A 17896-nucleotide genomic window follows, 5' to 3' on the forward strand; every position below is an offset into this window, starting at 1 on the left:
CCCGGCCTGGTCCGGGGTTTTTTATTGGCTGATCACTTGGGACACCAAGGTGATTTGAGTACCGGCTTCCAGATTGCAGATTATCCAGGTGTCGCAAGGCCCTCCGGGCTCACGCAGCGCCTGGGCAACAAAGGCGTCGAGCCTTTGCTGGGCGCCTGCACCCTTCAAGCTGATGGTGACCGTAGTTGCTGGTATTTCATTGCGTTCGGCCGGTTCCGGGGCGTGCTTGGCAGGGTTTTCAACAATGTCTGTATTTTTCTTCACGGGTTGTGACTTGAAGGCAGAGGGATCTTCCGGGTCCGCCAGTGGCGGAGTCGATGTGGCTGTCTCAAGCAGGTCTGGCGAACACAGGGATTTGTAATTGAAGTTCAGGGTAAGAAAGAACAGCACGGTGAGGAAGAAAGGAAAGCCGACTAGAAACCATGTATAGATTCCCTGGCTGTCCTCCCCCAGGAACGGTAGTGAGGCCAGCGCAGACGCCTCAATAATGCCCGCGAAAATCGCGATGATCGTCAACGGGCTACGCGGCTCGCTTCTGCTCATGGCCTTTGCTCCCTTCGACTGAGTCAAGTTCAAGGTTATGTACTATGGGCAGTGCGCGCCGGGTAGGGGGTTGCGTTTCTGTCAGGGGAAATGATTGTGCTTTAAAGGGAGTCTGCAGGTTGTTAACTGTTTGTGTTTGGTATTTATCAAACGTGTGAAGTTGATTTTTCCTGCGCCGGCTATCGCGTTGTTGATGGGGTGCTTATATATAGTGCTGCTACCTTGTTGTGTGGTTTAGAGATTTATCTCTACTGGCGCGGGCGGCTCTACTCTGGTGCCGTGTGTGGTAGTTACATCTGTAGGAATTGTCTGCCGCATTTGTAGGTTGTGTCTTTGTATGCATTTATCTGTTATTAGCGTAATACAGTTTGTCCTGTAACTAGGCTATTGTGCGGGGACAAAATATCGAACAGCAAACAATTGGATTTGCCCATGAATAAAGTGCTGATCGTGGATGATCACCCTGTCATTCGCCTGGCTGTACGCATGTTGATGGAGCGACATGGCTATGAGGTCATCGCGGAGACAGACAATGGTGTAGATGCGCTGCAACTGGCGCGCGAGCATGGCCCGGATATCGTCATTCTGGATATCGGCATTCCCAAGCTCGATGGTCTTGAGGTCATCGCCCGGCTCAACTCCACCTGTCCAGGGGTCAAGGTTCTCGTACTGACGTCGCAAGCTCCCGGGCATTTCTCAATGCGCTGCATGCAGGCCGGCGCTGCCGGCTATGTTTGCAAGCAGCAGGACCTGACGGAACTGCTCAGTGCCATCAAGGCGGTGCTGTCCGGCTACAGCTATTTTCCGAACCAGGCGCTGCATTCTGTACGTTCCAACCTGGGCGGGGCGACCGAGGCCGACATGGTAGAGCGACTGTCAGGGCGAGAGATGATGGTGTTGCAGCAATTGGCCCGTGGTAAAACCAACAAGGAAATTGCCGACGGCATGTTCTTGAGCAACAAAACGGTCAGTACCTACAAGACCCGGCTGCTACTCAAGCTCAATGCGCGGTCACTGGTAGACCTGATCGAGCTGGCTCAACGCAACGGTCTGGTCTGACGCTCCAGGAACGACAAAGCCTCCTTGCGGAGGCTTTTGTGTTTGAGCGGGTACTGAATGCTCGAGTGTCCGGGTGAGTCACCCGGACCGAGGATGGCGTGGCGTCAGAGGTCGAAGTCGAACTCGGCGAGTTGCTTCTGCAAGCGACGTTCTTCCAGCAGATTGTCGATGGTGCGACGTTTGCTGAGGTTGGTCTTTGCCACTTCAACAACGGGTTCCACGTCATCGGCCTCTGCCGGCGTGAAATCTTCATCTACATCCAGGTCTTCTTTATCGGTGCTCATAAGTCACTCCAAGCCAAGAGGGCCATTGGCGCACCTTATAGCGAGAATCCTTGAGCTGGTAAAAAAGATTTTTTCAATCGACCTGGTACATATTTCACTATCTTCTCAATCGTCAGAGGTTTTCTGCTTGTATTCGCACAAGTCCTCGATCCGGCAGCTACCGCAGCGCGGTTTGCGCGCCTGGCATACATAGCGCCCGTGCAGGATCAACCAATGGTGTGCGTCGAGCAGGTAGGCCTTGGGTACGAACTTCATCAATGCCTTCTCGACTTCAAGCACCGTTTTGCCGGGCGCAATGCCTGTACGGTTGCTGACCCGGAAAATATGCGTGTCCACTGCCATCGCCACTTGCCGGAACGCTGTGTTGAGTACCACGTTGGCAGTCTTGCGGCCTACGCCGGGCAGCGCTTCGAGTGCTTCGCGGGTTTCCGGCACCTGGCTTGCGTGTTTTTCAATCAACAGGCGACAGGTTTCGATAACGTTGCGGGCCTTGCTGTTGTAAAGCCCGATGGTCTTGATGTACGCCGACAGTCCGTCGACCCCCAGCGCATGAATGGCTTCGGGGGTGTTGGCGACAGGGTACAACTTGGCCGTGGCCTTGTTGACACTGACGTCCGTGGCCTGGGCTGAAAGAATCACCGCGATCAGCAGCTCGAACGGCGTGGTATAGGCCAGTTCTGTCTTGGGCTCAGGGTTGTCTTCGTGCAGCCTGCGAAAGATTTCCAGGCGTTTGGCAGCATTCATGGGGTCAAAGGTTTCCTTGACGACGTAAGGGGGCTCGCCCATGGCAAACCCGGTTGTACAGGGCCAGTAGCAGGCCCATCAATATCAGCGCCCCAGGCAGCAGGGCGGCCAGGCGAATTCCTGCCCATTGCGCCAGAAACTCGCGGCCAGCACCCAGGCCCAAGGCCAGGGCAGCAAAACCGAGCAACACGATGGCTGATTGCCGCAAGGTCTGGGTGTCGCCACGGGCGTGTTCAAACACCAGGCATTGTACGGCGATCAGTGCCGGATAAGGGCCAAGCGCCAGGTACAACGGCAGGGTCCAGGTACGAAGCCCAAGCTCCAGGCAGGTGGTCAACCCCGCCGATAGCAGTACGCTGGCAAGCAGCCTGCCGGGGCCGTCGAGCCAGCGGTGCAGTGGGCTCATTGCCAGGTGGTGCAGGGTGATCACCAGGACACTCAGGCCGGCAATGGCGCCAGCGTTGTGTAGCGTCTGAGTGGCGCCCAGCAGCGGCGCCAGGCTTACGGCGGCAAGCCATTGCTTATTCATTGCTGCGCTCTCCCAGTAACACCTGCCGATGCTCGTCGAAGTAGCGCAAGGCGTCGTGCACGGCATGAATGACGGCGCGGGAGGTGATGGTAGCCCCCGCCAACTGATCGAATTGACCGTTGTCGCGCTTGAGCGACCAGGCGGCGTCGGGAGTCGTCTGCCGGCTGTTCCCGACAAAGCCCTGCAGCCAGTGGTTGTCTGGTGCTGCCACGGCGGCGCCTAGGCCTGGCGTCTCTTGCTGGCGCAGTACCTTGCTGCCGATCAGGCGTCCTTGTGAATCAATGGCGATCAGCAGTTCAAGGGGGCCGCCATACCCCTGTGCCAGACTGTGCAGCACCACAGCGCTGGGCTGGCCCGCCAATGTGGCGCGATAGCCTGCCAGTAACCGGCTGTGGGCGAGGGGGGCGGTGTCCAGTGCCAAGGGCGTCTGCAAGGGGTGATTGTCGTAGAGAGTTTGCGGCAGCACGCTGAGCCAGGTTTGCGCCTTGAGCTGTTGTTGTGCCTGGTCGATGGCATCAGTGCCCAGGCGATGCCAGATGATGACGCTGCCGATGCTCAATGCGGCAATGAGCACCAGCAGTATCCACTTGCCTGTTGCAGACAGGTTCAAGAGGGAACCGCCTGCCGACGTTCGGCCCAGCGCTCGAGCGCCGGCACACAAAGGTTCATCAACAGCACGGCAAAGGCGGTGCCGTCGGGGTAGCTGCCCCAGGTCCGTATCAGGTAGATCAATACCCCAATTCCGATCCCGAACATCAATCGGGCCTGTGCTGACTTGGGCCCGGAGACCGGCTCGGTGGCGATGAAAAATGCTGCCAGCATGGTCGAGCCACTGAGCAAATGCAGCAGTGGTGAGCCATTGGAGTCTGAGCCCGAACCATTCCAGAACACCAGGCTCATGACGAAAAGGCTCGCCAGCAGGCCAACCGGTGCATGCCAGGTGAACACCTTGCGTTGCAGTAACAGCAAGCCACCGAGCAGAAACGCCAGGTTGGCCCACTCACTGCCCTGGCCGCCGAAATGACCAAAGCCAGGGTGACTGGCGAACAGCTCGTCCAGGGTCAGGCTGCGGTTGTTGCGCAGGGCATCGAGGACCGTGGCCTGGGCCCAGGCGTCGGGTTGTTCGGTGCCGCTCCAGGCAAACACATAGTGCAGGCTTGAGGCCAGGTCCAGCAGCTGTACGCCGGGCCACTGGGTCATGGACTGTGCAAAGGTGAGCAGCACCACGGCATAGCCGAGCATCGCCGGGTTGAACGGGTTCCTGCCAACGCCGCCGTAAAGCTGCTTGCCCAGGGCAATGGCGCTGGCGCTGGCGATGACCGGCACCCACCAGGGGGCATAGGCGGGCAAGGCAACAGCCAGCAGGCAGGCGCTGACCAGAGCGCTCCCGTCATTGAGCGAAGACCGCACCGGGCGTTGTTGCAGCTTGAGTGAAATGGCCTCGCTGGCCAGCGCCGAGCCTGCGCACAACACAAGGTTGAACAGCATCCCCCAGCCATGTTGCCAGAGCAACGTCAGCACGCCCGGCATGCACGCCAGCAGCACCAGCGACATCGTGCTGCGCAGGCGATCGCTGGAGTCAGTGGCTGGCATGATCGGCGACCGGTTGCAGGGCGTGTAGACGTGCCTGGGCGTGTTCGGCCGCTTGCTCCAGTTCAGTCAGCTGGGCCTGCTGGGCATCGTTTGGCGTAGCGCCAAAGGCAGCCCGTGCCTTGCTCAGTTGGGCCCTGCTCATGGCGGCAGCAATCTTGGCTTGTTTCAGGGCGGCATCGGCTGCGGCTGCCTTCTGCGCCTTGACCCGCTCGATGGCGGCTTTGATCGGGTCATCGGCTGTCGCGCCGGGGCTGGCAGTGCCTGGCGCCGCGGTGCGCTGGCTACGGGCCGTGCGCTCTGCCTGTTTGCGCGCCTCTTCGCGCTCCAGCCGGCTGTTGCGCAGCTCGAAGCGGCGCCGAGCCTGGTTGCGTTTACGGGTACGCGTCGCCAGGGTGTCGGCGTCAGGGGCCAACCCGCCGACAATCGCCACGATGTTGCTGGTAGCGGTCAGTGGCAGCAGGTCAATGCAGTCCACCGGACAAGGTGCCACGCACAGGTCGCAACCGGTGCATTCGGCGCTGATAACCGTGTGCATCAGTTTGGCTGCGCCGACGATGGCATCCACTGGACAGGCCTGGATGCATTTGGTGCAGCCAATGCACTCTGCTTCGCGGATGTAGGCGACTTGCGCCGGCGCAGTGCCGCGCTCAGGGTCCAGGGCAATGACCGGAACCTGCAGCAGGCTGGCCAGTGCAGCGATGGTTTCGCTACCACCGGGTGGACACTTATTGATCGCTTCGCCCTTGGCCAACCCCTCTGCATAAGGCTTGCAGCCAGGGTGGCCGCACTTTCCGCACTGGGTTTGCGGCAGCAGGGCGTCGATGCGTTGAATCAGACTCATGATGTGAATAATCCATTGAAGCCGAGAAACGCCAAGGCCATCACGCCTGCCCCGATCAACTCGATGGGCAGGCCGCGAAAGGCCAAGGGTATTGCGTTATGGTCGCTACGCTGGCGCAGGTCGTCGAACAGGCTCAGCGCCAGCCAGAAGCCCAGCCCTCCACCCAAGCCCCAAGCCAGCGTCTGCATCACTGCGTAACCACCCTGAGTGATCTGGAGGGTCAATCCCAGGAGCCCTGTATTGCCCAGCAGCAACGGCATCAAGCCGTCGAAGGGCAGGGCAGGCAGAGCGCGCGACAACAACCCCAGCAATGGCTCGATCAGCACTACGCACAGGGGCAGGAATACGAACAGGCGAAGGTACTCGAGCTGCAGGGGTTGCAGGGCAAGTCGGTAGATAAGCTGGCCCAGGCAGGTGGCAAGTGCCAGTAGCGCGAGGGTTGCCAGGCCCAGGGCATGTACCCTGCGTCGGTCGTTATCGACCGAGGGTTGCAGCAGCGGGTCGATGGCCAGCGCCTGGTGCAGGACCAGGTTGTTGATCAGCGCGGCGCTGATCAGGGCCAGGATGAGTTCGCTCATGGAAGTGCCGAATGCCAGGGCTGTTCGCCATTATCCGGCAATGACGCGAGGAAGAGAACGCCCCGGACGCAAACGTCCGGGGCGTGGGGTTTACTTGATGCGCTGGCCTGGCTTGGCACCGCTGTCGGGGCTGAGCAGGTAGATCTCTTCGCCGCCCGGGCCTGCGGCCATCACCATGCCTTCGGAGATGCCGAAGCGCATTTTGCGCGGTTTGAGGTTGGCGATCATCATGGTCAGGCGACCTTCGAGCTTGGCCGGGTCCGGGTAGGCCGACTTGATGCCGGAGAACACGTTGCGCTGCTCGTCACCGATATCCAGGGTCAGGCGCAGCAGCTTGTCGGCGCCTTCCACGGCTTCAGCCTTGAGGATCAGCGCCACACGCAGGTCGACAGCCGCGAAGGTGTCGAAATCGATCTCCGCCGACAGCGGGTCTTTGGCCAGCTCGCCGTTGCCGGTCACGACGCTGGTCTGGCTGGCGGCCAGGTCTTCTTTGGACGCGGCAACCATGGCCTCGACCTTGACCGGGTCGATGCGGCTCATCAGGGCCTTGAACGGGTTCAGCTTGTGGTTGGTCAGGCGGGTCTGGTGATCGGCCCAGGTCAGTGGCGCCACGTTGAGGAAAGCCTCGGCGTCGGCAGCCAGCAGTGGCAGTACCGGCTTGAGGAAAATCACCAGTTGGCGGAACAGGTTGATGCCTTGGGCGCAGATGGCCTGGACTTCGTCCTGCTTGCCTTCCTGCTTGGCCAACGACCACGGGGCCTTGTCGGCGATCCAGGCATTGGCGCGGTCGGCCAGGCCCATGATCTCGCGCATGGCACGGGCAAAGTCGCGGCCTTCATAGGCCTCGGCAATGCTTGGCGCTGCAGCGAGGAAGGCTTCGGTCAGCTCTGGCGCGGCGTCGCCGTCGACCATCACGCCGTCGTTGCCCTTGTGGATGAAACCGGCGCAGCGGCTGGCGATGTTGACCACCTTGCCGACCAGGTCGGAGTTGACCTTCTGGACGAAGTCTTCCAGGTTCAGGTCCAGGTCATCGACGCCACGGCCAAGCTTGGCCGCGTAGTAGTAGCGCAGGTATTCCGGCGACAGGTGGTCCAGGTAGGTACGGGCCTTGATGAACGTGCCGCGCGACTTGGACATCTTCGAGCCGTTGACGGTCAGGTAGCCGTGGACGTTGATGCCGGTCGGCTTGCGGTAGCCGGCGCCTTCGAGCATGGCAGGCCAGAACAGGGCGTGGAAGTTGACGATGTCCTTGCCGATGAAGTGGTAGAGCTCGGCCTTGGAGTCCTTGTTCCAGAACGCGTCGAAGTCCAGCTCCGGGCGGCGGTCACACAGGTTCTTGAAGCTGGCCATGTAGCCGATCGGCGCATCCAGCCAGACATAAAAGTACTTGCCGGGCTCGTCAGGGATCTCGAAGCCGAAGTACGGGGCGTCACGGGAGATGTCCCATTCCTGCAGGCCAGCATCCAGCCACTCGGCGATCTTGTTGGCCACGGCGTCTTGCAAGGTGCCGCTGCGGGTCCACTGTTGAAGCATGGCCTGGAAGTCAGGCAGCTTGAAGAAGAAGTGCTGGGAGTCCTTGAGCACCGGGGTGGCACCGGAAATCGCCGACTTCGGGTTCTTCAGCTCGGTGGGCGCGTAGGTGGCACCGCATTTTTCGCAGTTGTCGCCGTACTGGTCGTCGGCGGCACACTTGGGGCAGGTGCCCTTGATGAAACGGTCGGCCAGGAACATTTTCTTGTCCGGGTCGAAGTACTGGGTGATCGAGCGGGTGGCAATGTGCCCGGCATCACGCAGCTTGAGGTAGATCTGGCTCGACAGCTCGCGGTTTTCTTCGGCGTGGGTCGAGTGGAAATTGTCGAAATCCACCAGGAAGTCGGCGAAATCCCCACTGTGCTCGGCCTGGACGGCGGCAATCAGTTGCTCCGGGGTGATGCCCTCCTTCTCGGCGCGCAGCATGATGGCCGACCCATGGGCGTCGTCTGCACAGACATACACGCACTGGTTGCCGCGATGCTTCTGAAAGCGCACCCACATGTCTGTCTGGATGTACTCGAGCATATGGCCAAGGTGGATCGAACCATTGGCATAGGGCAGGGCGCTGGTGACGAGAATCTGACGGGGCTCGGACATGGGGGCTCGGCTACTTTTTTCGGCTACTTGAGATGAAACGGTGATCGGCCACTATAAAACGCCGGGAAATTTATTTCACCCCATGTACGTATCTATGGATGTTTCGCGGGTTAGCATAGTCGCCTGTTTTACTCAGTCTTTATCACGGGAGTCTCCATGAGTGCCGTCACTCGCGCAGCCGTCGAAGCCGTTCTTCGCCAGTACACCGACCCTTATCTGAACCAGGACCCGGTCAGCGCCGGTTGTGTGCAGGCCATCGACATCCAGGGCGACCGGGTCAATGTTCAGCTACAGCTCGGTTATGCCGCCGGTCTGTTCAAGAATGGCTGGGCCCAGGTCCTGCAAACGGCCGTCGAGGGTATCGACGGCGTCGCCGCAGCGAAGGTCGAGATCAGTTGCGTGATTGCCGAGCACAAGGCCCAGGCCCAGATTCCTGGCCTGGCCAACGTCAAGAACATCATTGCCGTGGCCTCGGGCAAGGGGGGGGTGGGCAAATCCACTACCGCCGCTAACCTGGCGTTGGCGCTGGCGCGTGAAGGCGCCCGCGTGGGCATTCTGGATGCGGACATCTACGGTCCGAGCCAGGGTGTGATGTTCGGTATACCCGAGCGCACTCGCCCGCAGATCCGTGACCAGAAGTGGTTCGTGCCGCTCAAGGCCCATGGCGTAGAAGTAATGTCGATGGCGTTCCTGACCGATGACAACACGCCGATGGTCTGGCGCGGTCCGATGGTGTCCGGTGCCTTGCTGCAACTGGTGACCCAGACCGCCTGGGACAACCTCGACTACCTGGTGATCGACATGCCGCCAGGCACGGGTGACATCCAGTTGACCCTGGCGCAGAAAGTGCCGGTTGCAGGTTCGGTGATCGTCACCACCCCCCAGGACCTGGCGCTGCTAGACGCCAAGAAAGGGGTCGAGATGTTCCGCAAGGTCAATATTCCGGTGCTGGGTGTGGTCGAGAACATGGCGGTCCACATCTGCTCGAACTGTGGTCATGCCGAGCATCTGTTCGGTGAGGGTGGGGGCGAGAAGCTTGCGGCGCAATATGGCGTTGAACTGCTGGCCTCGTTGCCGCTGTCGATGCTGATTCGCGAACAGGCTGACAGCGGCAAGCCGACAGCCATTGCCGAACCGGAAAGCCAGATTGCCATGGTATACCAGGAGTTGGCTCGCCAGGTGGGCGCACGGATTGTATTGCAGGAAGCGGCTGCGCCGGCAATGCCGAGCATCACCATCAGCGAGGATTGAGGCTCATCGCCGGGCGAGCCCGCTCCTACCGTAGGAGCGGGCTCGCCCGGCGAAAAAAACCGGGCATAAAAAAGCCCCGCCTGTTGAGGGCGGGGCTTTTTTCAAGCTGTAAAGCGGAAGTTAGATAACTTCTACTTCTTCAGCCTGCATGCCTTTCTGACCGCGGGTAGCGATGAAAGAAACCTGCTGGCCTTCTTTCAGGCTCTTGAAGCCGTCAGCCTTGATGGCTTTGAAGTGTACGAACAGGTCGTCACCGGATTGTGGGGTGATGAAGCCGAAGCCTTTTTCATCGTTGAACCACTTAACGGTACCGGTTTGGCGATTGGACATGGTCTGTCTCCTTGGACAAAGTTAACTACGGCTCAGGAAACGCCCTGGCCGAGACTGAGTGCAAAGAGGCAGAAAATTCATGAAGATGGGTTGATCGAGATCTTGCATCAGGTAGATATTCTCAGTGACACGTGCAGCACAGTGGCGTCACCTTAACCCTTTTTCCAGAACGTGCCAATGGTCTTGTTCAGCTTTCGCGCAAATCATGACTGACGGTGTTGGTGGGCTAGCTACAAGCCCCGCCGGGCGGGGATTCGCTGCCTTGCAGTGGATGAAACTTTGAACCCGGCGCCCGGCCCGGTAAGATGCGCCACAGAATTTCTTCACCTCGTTACTTCAGGACACCCGCCATGAGCATCAAATCGGACAAGTGGATTCGCCGCATGGCGCAGGAACACGGCATGATCGAGCCGTTCGTCGAGCGCCAGGTGCGCGGTGAGAGCGACAACCGGCTGATCTCCTTCGGTGTTTCCAGCTACGGCTACGATGTGCGCTGCGCCGACGAGTTCAAGGTCTTCACCAACATCAACTCGGCAACCGTCGATCCAAAGAATTTCGACGCTGGCAGCTTTGTCGACGTCAAGAGCGATGTCTGCATCATCCCTCCCAACTCCTTCGCCCTGGCCCGGACCGTCGAGTACTTCCGCATTCCGCGCAATGTGCTGACCATCTGCCTGGGTAAAAGCACCTATGCACGCTGCGGCATCATCGTCAACGTCACCCCGCTGGAGCCGGAGTGGGAAGGCCATGTGACCCTGGAGTTCTCCAACACCACCACCTTGCCGGCGAAAATCTACGCCAACGAGGGTGTCGCCCAGATGCTGTTCCTCGAATCCGACGAAGAGTGTGAAGTGTCCTATAAGGACCGTGGCGGCAAGTACCAGGGCCAGCGCGGCGTCACCCTGCCACGCACCTGAGCCGACAAGCCGAGGGAATTCCTTGCCGCAGGCAGACTCCAATGCAGTGAACTGTTTCGCCAGGCAACAGGCCTGGCGCACTTCACCCAGGAGCTGCCCCATGAAACTCGACCCTACCATCAGCGCCAAGCTGGCCGTGTTGCAGCCCAACCATGTCGGCGTGCTGGCCTGGTCGTTGATGGCTCATCCGCATCCGCACATCGCCCACGCCGGTGGTGTGCCTGGTCAACCTGACCCAGACACCCCCGAGACGCCGCAACCCGGTGAGGTTCCGCCTATGGAGCCGGGCGAACCGACCCTGCCTGACGAGCCGCCTCCCGCGCCTGTGGCCTGAGCCGAGCTCCAGGTTTACCGCTTCAAGGCGATAGCAGATAGCCGCTGCGGTAAGCCTGCCGACCGGCAACGTGGGCGATGACCATGCCCGCGGTGGCCATGCGGCGCAGTGAGCGTGCGTACAGCAGGCCAGGCTGGGCATTGCTCACCGGTGTCACGCGGTCATTGAGCGGGTCAATCACTTCTGCGATCAGCTGGCCTGCCTCCAGGTACTGGCCAGGTTCGACATGAAACACCAGTAGCCCGCCCAAAGGCGTTGCAACCGGCTCGACGCCTGCCAATGGCGTTGCCGGGTAGAGCAACGCAGGCATCTGGGCAGCTTCGGCTTCGATAGCGCCGTAATGCATCAGGTAATCGAGAATCGCCGTGCAGTCCTGTTTTGCCAGCGGGTGGTTCACATCGCCCTGACCACGCAGTTCGACCGTGACCGAAAAGCTGCCCTGGGGAATGGGAAACTGTTTGCCAAAGCGTTGGTGCAGCTGCCACCAGACCAGGGTGAAACACTCGTCGAACGACTGCCCGCCCGAGTCGGTGGCCAGCAGGCTGGCCTGGGTGCCGAGGTAGCGCGCCAGGGGTTCGACCTGCGGCCAGGCCTCTGGCGTGGTGTACAGGTGCGCGACGGCGTCGAAATCACAGTGCAGGTCCAGCACCATCTCCGCATCGCAGGCCAATCGTTGCAGTGTCAGGCGCTGGGATTGCAGGGGCGTGTGTGCAGGATGGGCATCCAGGGCGCGCCGCAGGTACTCGCGAATCAAGGCCACGTTGTGCGCAGGATCCTGGCTCAAGTGGGCCTCGATCTGATCACCGATAGCGTCGCTCAGGTCGACAAAGTTGCGGTTGAAGTTTTCTCCGCTTTGCAGCTCGAAACGGCCGAGCGGCACGTCCATCAGTACCTGCTCCAGGCCCACCGGGTTGGCAATCGGAACCAATACGATTTCGCGGCGCAGCATGCCCTTTGCTTCGAGCTCTGCCAGGCGCTGCTTGAGATGCCAGGCCACCAGCATGCCGGGCAGCTCGTCTGCGTGCAGTGATGCCTGGATATAAATTTTGCCGGCACCTCGTGGGCCGAAATGAAAGCTGTGAATCTGGCGGGCGATGCCTGGAACCGGCGCCAGAATGTCGTGGGTCGAGTGATGCATAACGGTCCTAGTGAGTCGGTCCTGGAAAGGTTGATATAAGCATAAAGTTTCCAGGCGCGCAGTCCCTTACTTGTAGGCGCGGGCTTGCCCCGTGATAGCAATCGTTCAGGTAGATTGCCATCGCGGAGCGAGCCCGCTGCTACGGATCAGTAACGAGCATCCACCGGCTTGCCGCCGTTGGGCCAGTCCTTGGCCTTGTCGGGGAAGTCAGGCCGGGGCTGTTGCGAGAACCACGTGGCGACATCCACCGCCTCCTGATCACTCAAGCCGCCCTGGCCCAGCGGGAAGCGTTCGTGAAAGCCGATCGGCATGTTGCGTTTGACGAAGGCCGCTGCCGTGTAGGTGCGCGCCATGCCGGCACCGATGTTGAACGACTGTTCTCCCCACAATGGCGGGAACACCAGGCTGCCATCGTCGCGTGCCAGACCTTCACCATTGCTGCCGTGACATACCGCGCATTGCTTGACGTACACCTGCTGGCCATTGGCGAGGTCTGGCTTGATAGCCGGGTCGATCTTGCCGACACCGCGTCCGGCCACCTTGTCGCCAGGCTGGGTGTTGTTCTTCATCCACTCGAAGTACGCCACCATGGCCTGCATGTCGGCCGATTGAGGCGGGATCGGCGTGCCGTTCATGGAGCGACGGAAGCAGCCGTTGATACGTTCCTCCAGGGTAATCACTTTGCCGGCGCGCGGCGCGTAGCCGGGGAAGAAGGCCGACACGCCGACAAAGGGCGAGCCGTCGGCCACGGTACCGGCGTTCAGGTGGCAGCTTGTGCAGTTCAGGGCGTTGCCGACGTTGTCGGGCAACAGTGCCTTGGTCTGCAGGTGCAGGCGCATACCGCGCACGACTTGCTCGGCGTTCGGGGCTGCCAGCAGGTCGGCCAGGCGTGGCGTCTGGAACGCGGTTGAATCAGTCGTTTGCGGGTTGAGCTGGCCACGCAGTTTCTTCACCTGCTGGGCGGTGACGGCCGGGCTGTCGTTGCCCCAGTGCCCACGTACGAAGGTGAGTATCTCGGCGATTTCCTGATCCGACAGGCGAGCGAAGCCGGGCATGGTGTAGACCCGTGAGTGGGTTGCGGTCTGCGCAGTTTTCCAGCCGGTGAGGGTGATATGCAGCAAGGAAGTCGGGTCGTTCGAGGTCACGCTGGGGTTGCCGGCAAGCGGTGGAAACATGCCTTTGACGCCTGCACCGTCGGTGCGGTGACAGTCGCTGCAGAACTGTGTGTAGCCCAGGCCGCCACGGCTGCTGTACAGGTCATCCGGCGGCATGGCCGGTGTCAGCGCTACGGCCGGCATGGGCAAGTCATGCTCTCCCGGCGGCAAGGATTTGAGGTAGCTGGCGATGGCGACGAGGTCGGCATCGCTGAAGTGCTGGGTACTGTGATGGATGACTTCAGCCATGTTGCCCGAAACGGTGGCAAAGCGATTTTGTCCGGTTTTGAGCAATTGCACGGTGTCCGGTACCGTCCACAAGTTGCGCAGGCTCAAGGCACGCCAGTGCTCTACGGTTTCGCCGGCGAGAAAGTGCTTGCCGCTGCTGCCGGCATCGCTCAGGGCTTTTTCCTGGAAGGCAATGCCCCGAGGTGTGTGGCAGGCACCGCAATGTCCCAGGCCCTGTACCAGGTAAGCCCCGCGATTGATCACAGGGTCCTGGTCGGGGTCGGCTTCAAACGGCTGGGTGTCGAGGAAGGCCCAGTTCCAGAACGCCAGGCCCCAACGCATGTTGAACGGCCAGCTCATGTTGGCAGACTGGTTGGAGCGGCTGATCGGTGGAACGTCGTGCATCAGGTAGGCAAAGAGTGCGCGCATATCCTCTTCGGTCATTTTGGCGTAGGACGGATAAGGCATGGCCGGATAGAGGTGGGTGCCGTCCGCCCTCACACCCTCGCGCATGGCCGTGTCGAACTGCTCGAAGCTGTAGCGGCCAATGCCGGTGTCCGGGTCGGGCGTAATGTTGCTGGAGTAGATAATGCCCATGGGCGTTTTCAACTGCAGGCCACCGGCCATGAGTGGGCCCTTGGGGGCGGTGTGGCAGGCGATGCAGTCGCCCAGTTGTGCCACGTACTTGCCGCGTTCGAGCTGGGTGTTGTCGACCGGTACAGGTGGGGTTGTTGCCGGCGCTGCGTCGCTGGCGTGAAGGGTTGGGATCAACAACAACGTCGCGGCGTATAGCGCCAGACGTGAAAGGGCACAAGCCATTGCAATATTCCTTTATTCACCCGGCCTGGAGCGATCCTTGGGCGCAGGTGTGCAATCGTTTTCAGAGATCATCAGGCAGAACCGGGGCGAACTTCGCCCCAGTTTCGTTGTAAGGCAATTGCGGGCGGGGGCAGTTGATATGGATCAGCGCAGCCGGCATTGCACCGGCTGCGCGGGCAGGAAAGGTTTACTTGCCCGGTACCAGGGTCAGGCGTTTGCTGCCGTAGGCCCGGTCGAAGTTCTGCGGTTGCAGGGGCAGGCTCATGTAGCGGCCCTGGAACCAGGCATCGAGGCCATCGGCGAAATGCGCACTGGCCGGATTGCCGGACTGCCCGCTGCTGGTTTGCAGTTGCAGCGGTTCGACCTGGCCGAAGTCGACCACCATGCGCAGCGACGGCGGCAATTGGGCGTTGAAGTCCTGGCCCCAGGCATACGGAGCAAGGTTCAGGGTGCTGTGATCGCCACCGGTGGCTTGCGGGCCACGTTTGACTTCATCACCCAGGCCATGGAAGGTCGGTGCAGGCCAGCGGTACTGGTGCAGCTTGCCCCATTGCCAGGCGCGGCGGTCGTTACCCAGTTGCGCTTCGCCGGCGTTGACGGCAGCCGCCAGGCTACGAGCGAGGATCGCCGGTTTGTCTTCTTTTTGCGCCGTATGCACATCGTCCCAGAAAGGACTGTCTTCCCGGCCCAGCAGGTGGTCGGCCTGCGCCGAATACGACAGGCGTGCATTTGCGACAAAGGCCTGCCAGGTGGCCGAGGACTCCGGGCCCAGTTCATCCAGGAAGGTCAACTTCGCGCTTTCCTGCAGGAACAGTTCATACAAGGCTGCATCGGCCGAGGTGGTGCTCAGTCGGCCATCGAACGCCATCAAACGGGTATAGGCTTCCCGGGCCTTGGCCCGTTGGTCGATGGGCAGGCTGTCGATGGCCTGCTTGAGCGATTGCGCCATGCCCGGTGCCTCGAACATTGCCTTGAGCTTGCCGGCGAACAGCGAAGTCTGGTCGTTCTGCATGGTAATCAGGCTACGACTGTCGTGTTTGCCGTTACCCGCCAATTGCCCCAGACGCTCGGCGCGTTCGGGGTAGTACCAGCTATTGGACAACTGCATGCCGTAGCCTTTGGGCACGCTGCGCTGATTGGCATTGCCGAGCCAGCCCTGCAGTGGGTCCTGATCGTAGGGATGCAGCATCGGGTCGGCGTAGCCATCCCAGTCGTAGCGGCCGTCCCAGCCTGGTGAAGGCAACAGTCCCTGGCCTTCGCGGCGGTTGGGGAAACGTCCGCTGACTTGCCAGCCTATGTTGCTGGCGTCGGCAAAGACGAAGTTCAGCGCGGCGGCGCCGATCTCCCGGGTGTTGTCGAAGGCTCGCTCGACGTTCTGTGCCCGCGACAGGTTGAAGAACGCATCCATGCTCATGTCACCCTTGAGCTGCGGTACTTGCAGGGCCAGACCGAGGCTGGCGTTCTGTGTGCTGCCGAGCAAGGCGCCGTGGCGGGTGTCGAACAGGGTTTCACGCTGCGGGCGCTGGCCCCTGATAAAGAAAGTTTCATTGCGGGCCAGCGTCGGTAGCCACTTGCCGTCGGCCTGGTACATCAGACGACTGCCTTCGCGCTTGAGGCGTTCCAGGAACAGGTCCTGATTATCGGCCATGACTGCACTGGTGCTCCAGGCCAGCTTGCCGTTGTAACCCGAGAGCACCAGCGGCAGACCGGCGAGGGTGACGCCGGCAGCCTGGTACTTGGGCGCACGGATCTGCACAGGGGTCATGGCCCAGGCACCGAGAGTGTCGCTGGCCAGCAGGCTCTTGCCGCTGCGGCTGCGTTGCGGGGCTATGGCCCAGTTGCTGGAGCCGGCCGTACCCAACAGGTTCAGGGCCGCCAGTTGCTGACTGGCCGCAGCCAGTGGTGCCAGGGCGCTCAATTGGCTGGAGAGGCTCAAGCCCTTGAGCTTGTCGGCCTCGGCCATCGGCAAGGGTTCGTCAGGGTAGCTGGGCAACAGCCAGGGCAGTTTGTCGCTGCCGACCTTCTGCGCCAGGGTCAAGGCGGCCAGTTCTTCCTGCAGGTTGACCGACTGGCTGAAGTTGTACAGGCAGAAGATCAGCGCCGAGTCTTCCGGTTTCCAGTACTCGGGGCGGTAGCCATATTGGGCCAGGGGGGCTGGCAGGCGGTCGCGGTAACGGAACAGGTAGGCGTTGACGCCGCGGGCATAGACTTCAAAGAAGCGCTTGAGGCGAGGCGAAGCATCGGCGTAGAGCTGGTTGGCCGTTTGCTTGAGGTTGGCAGCGCGCATCAGGCGGTCGACCTCCAGCACGTCGGCGCCGGCCATCTCGGCCAGACGACCCTGGGCCAGCAGGCGCATGCCGACCATTTGCCCGATGCGGTCACTGGCATGTACGTAGCCCAGGGCGAACAGGGCATCGTGGAAGTTGCTGCTTTCAATCAGCGGCATGCCTTGGGCATTGCGCCGCACCGAGACATTCTGCGCCAGGCCTTTGAGCGGCTGCACACCCGTACTCGGTGGCACGCTGTCGCGATAGCCGCCCATCTGGCAGCCGCCCAGGGCAAGCAAGCCGAACATCGCTGCGGCTACGCCGAACCGGGGGGGGGAAGGGGGAAAGGCTGGCGCGGCCATGGATGGGCTCCTGCAGGGCGTGGCGACTAAAAGGCGCTACGTTAGTGAGCCCGACCACACCATGCAAGCGGGGGCGAAGCCTTTATTTTCAAAGCCTCGCGTCGATCACGGCGGTGTCAGGGTTGCGGCGGGTTGACCTGCTCGACCAGGGCATAGGCCCGTTGGGTGGCAGGACGCGCCTGAATCCGCTCGAACCACTCCTTGAGGGCCGGGAAGTCGTCGAGGTTCTGCCCTTGCCAGGTGTGCGAAACGATCCAGGGATAGATCGCCATGTCGGCGATGCTGTACTCGTTCCCGGCGACGAACGGTCTGTCCATCAGGCGTTTGTTGAGCACCCCGTACAGGCGAGCCGTCTCATCCACATAGCGCTTGATTGCATAGGGGATCTTTTCCGGGGCAAAGCGATTGAAGTGATGATTTTGCCCGGCCATCGGGCCCAGGCCGCCCATTTGCCAGAACAGCCACTGCAGGGTCTCCTGGCGGCCGCGCAGGTCGTGGGCAATGAAGCGGCCGGTTTTCTCGGCCAGGTACAAAAGGATGGCCCCGGACTCGAACAGTGACAGTGGCGGCTGGCCGTCCATTGGTTGGTGATCGACGATGGCAGGAATGCGGTTGTTGGGGGCGATCTTGAGGAAGTCGGCGGCGAACTGTTCACCTTTGCCGATATTGATCGGGTGCAGCGTGTAGGCCAGGCCGGTTTCTTCGAGAAACAGGGTGATCTTGTGGCCGTTGGGGGTGGTCCAGTAATACAGGTCGATCATGGCACGCTCCGTCGAATGACTGGCTGCTGCGCCG

17 protein-coding genes and 1 pseudogene are annotated in these 17896 nt (G+C 61.1%); 4 read left to right on the plus strand and 14 right to left on the minus strand.

Going from position 1 to position 17896, the window contains the following annotated elements; all coding sequences use genetic code 11:
* Positions 1-21: 21 nt before the first annotated feature.
* Positions 22-543 (minus strand): hypothetical protein, encoded by a 522-nt coding sequence (locus tag H621_RS28015; protein WP_028943484.1) that lies wholly within the window; start codon positions 541-543, stop codon positions 22-24.
* A gap of 432 nt (positions 544-975) precedes the next feature.
* Here H621_RS28015 and H621_RS0111185 point away from each other — a divergent pair, with 432 nt between their 5' ends.
* A complete protein-coding gene (locus tag H621_RS0111185) occupies positions 976-1602 on the plus strand; it encodes a response regulator transcription factor (RefSeq protein ID WP_028943485.1) in 627 nt (208 codons plus the stop codon).
* A gap of 104 nt (positions 1603-1706) precedes the next feature.
* Here H621_RS0111185 and H621_RS0111190 read toward each other — a convergent pair whose 3' ends face one another.
* The 8 genes and pseudogenes from H621_RS0111190 to metG all read right to left on the minus strand — a co-directional run bounded on the left by H621_RS0111190 (position 1707) and on the right by metG (position 8301).
* Positions 1707-1886, minus strand: a complete 180-nt coding sequence (locus H621_RS0111190) for a PA3496 family putative envelope integrity protein (RefSeq protein ID WP_028943486.1) — start codon at positions 1884-1886, stop codon at positions 1707-1709.
* Positions 1887-1991: 105 nt separating this feature from the next.
* Positions 1992-2630 carry an endonuclease III gene (nth, locus tag H621_RS0111195; RefSeq protein ID WP_028943487.1) on the minus strand — a complete coding sequence of 213 codons (639 nt, stop codon included), beginning with the start codon at positions 2628-2630 and terminating at the stop codon, positions 1992-1994.
* 4 nt (positions 2631-2634) lie between these two features.
* Entirely contained in the window at positions 2635-3159 is a 525-nt protein-coding gene (locus tag H621_RS0111200) for an Rnf-Nqr domain containing protein (RefSeq protein ID WP_028943488.1), read from the minus strand.
* A complete protein-coding gene (locus H621_RS0111205) occupies positions 3152-3763 on the minus strand; it encodes an RnfABCDGE type electron transport complex subunit G (RefSeq protein WP_425337418.1) in 612 nt (203 codons plus the stop codon). The genes H621_RS0111200 and H621_RS0111205 overlap by 8 nt, the downstream gene beginning before the upstream one ends.
* 2 nt (positions 3764-3765) lie before the next feature.
* Complete coding sequence (locus tag H621_RS0111210; protein WP_028943490.1) at positions 3766-4752, minus strand: RnfABCDGE type electron transport complex subunit D; 987 nt, start codon at positions 4750-4752, stop codon at positions 3766-3768.
* A 4-nt stretch (positions 4753-4756) separates the two neighbouring features.
* Positions 4757-5593, minus strand: a pseudogene (gene rsxB, locus H621_RS0111215) (electron transport complex subunit RsxB); the annotation flags it as partial.
* Positions 5590-6171, minus strand: a complete 582-nt coding sequence (locus tag H621_RS0111220) for an Rnf-Nqr domain containing protein (protein WP_028943492.1) — start codon at positions 6169-6171, stop codon at positions 5590-5592. The gene H621_RS0111220 and the pseudogene rsxB, both read right to left, overlap by 4 nt.
* A 90-nt stretch (positions 6172-6261) precedes the next feature.
* A complete protein-coding gene (gene metG / locus H621_RS0111225; protein WP_028943493.1) occupies positions 6262-8301 on the minus strand; it encodes a methionine--tRNA ligase in 2040 nt (679 codons plus the stop codon).
* Between the two features lie 156 nt (positions 8302-8457).
* On the opposite strand from metG, the gene apbC reads away from it, so the two are divergent.
* Complete coding sequence (gene apbC / locus H621_RS0111230; protein WP_028943494.1) at positions 8458-9552, plus strand: iron-sulfur cluster carrier protein ApbC; 1095 nt, start codon at positions 8458-8460, stop codon at positions 9550-9552.
* Between the two features lie 120 nt (positions 9553-9672).
* Here the strand turns inward: apbC and H621_RS0111235 are convergent, their stop codons facing one another.
* On the minus strand, positions 9673-9882 hold the full coding sequence (locus tag H621_RS0111235; protein WP_028943495.1) for a cold-shock protein: 210 nt from the start codon (positions 9880-9882) through the stop codon (positions 9673-9675).
* A 350-nt stretch (positions 9883-10232) separates the two neighbouring features.
* Here H621_RS0111235 and dcd point away from each other — a divergent pair, with 350 nt between their 5' ends.
* Together dcd and H621_RS0111245 are read left to right on the plus strand one after the other, a co-directional pair.
* Positions 10233-10799, plus strand: coding sequence for a dCTP deaminase (dcd, locus tag H621_RS0111240; RefSeq protein WP_028943496.1), 567 nt, complete (start codon positions 10233-10235; stop codon positions 10797-10799).
* Between the two features lie 100 nt (positions 10800-10899).
* Entirely contained in the window at positions 10900-11133 is a 234-nt protein-coding gene (locus H621_RS0111245; protein ID WP_028943497.1) for a hypothetical protein, read from the plus strand.
* 22 nt (positions 11134-11155) lie between these two features.
* Here the strand turns inward: H621_RS0111245 and H621_RS0111250 are convergent, their stop codons facing one another.
* The 4 genes from H621_RS0111250 to H621_RS0111265 form a co-directional block, all read right to left on the minus strand.
* Positions 11156-12271, minus strand: a complete 1116-nt coding sequence (locus tag H621_RS0111250; RefSeq protein WP_028943498.1) for a succinylglutamate desuccinylase/aspartoacylase family protein — start codon at positions 12269-12271, stop codon at positions 11156-11158.
* A 146-nt stretch (positions 12272-12417) separates the two neighbouring features.
* Entirely contained in the window at positions 12418-14472 is a 2055-nt protein-coding gene (locus tag H621_RS0111255) for a c-type cytochrome (RefSeq protein ID WP_028943499.1), read from the minus strand.
* Between the two features lie 187 nt (positions 14473-14659).
* Complete coding sequence (locus H621_RS0111260; protein WP_028943500.1) at positions 14660-17101, minus strand: penicillin acylase family protein; 2442 nt, start codon at positions 17099-17101, stop codon at positions 14660-14662.
* 116 nt (positions 17102-17217) lie between these two features.
* Positions 17218-17862: a glutathione binding-like protein gene (locus H621_RS0111265; RefSeq protein ID WP_028943501.1), complete on the minus strand. Its 645-nt coding sequence runs from the start codon at positions 17860-17862 to the stop codon at positions 17218-17220.
* Positions 17863-17896 lie beyond the last annotated feature (34 nt).

This window comes from Pseudomonas vranovensis DSM 16006 (assembly GCF_000425805.1).
GTDB classification, from domain to species: domain Bacteria; phylum Pseudomonadota; class Gammaproteobacteria; order Pseudomonadales; family Pseudomonadaceae; genus Aquipseudomonas; species Aquipseudomonas vranovensis.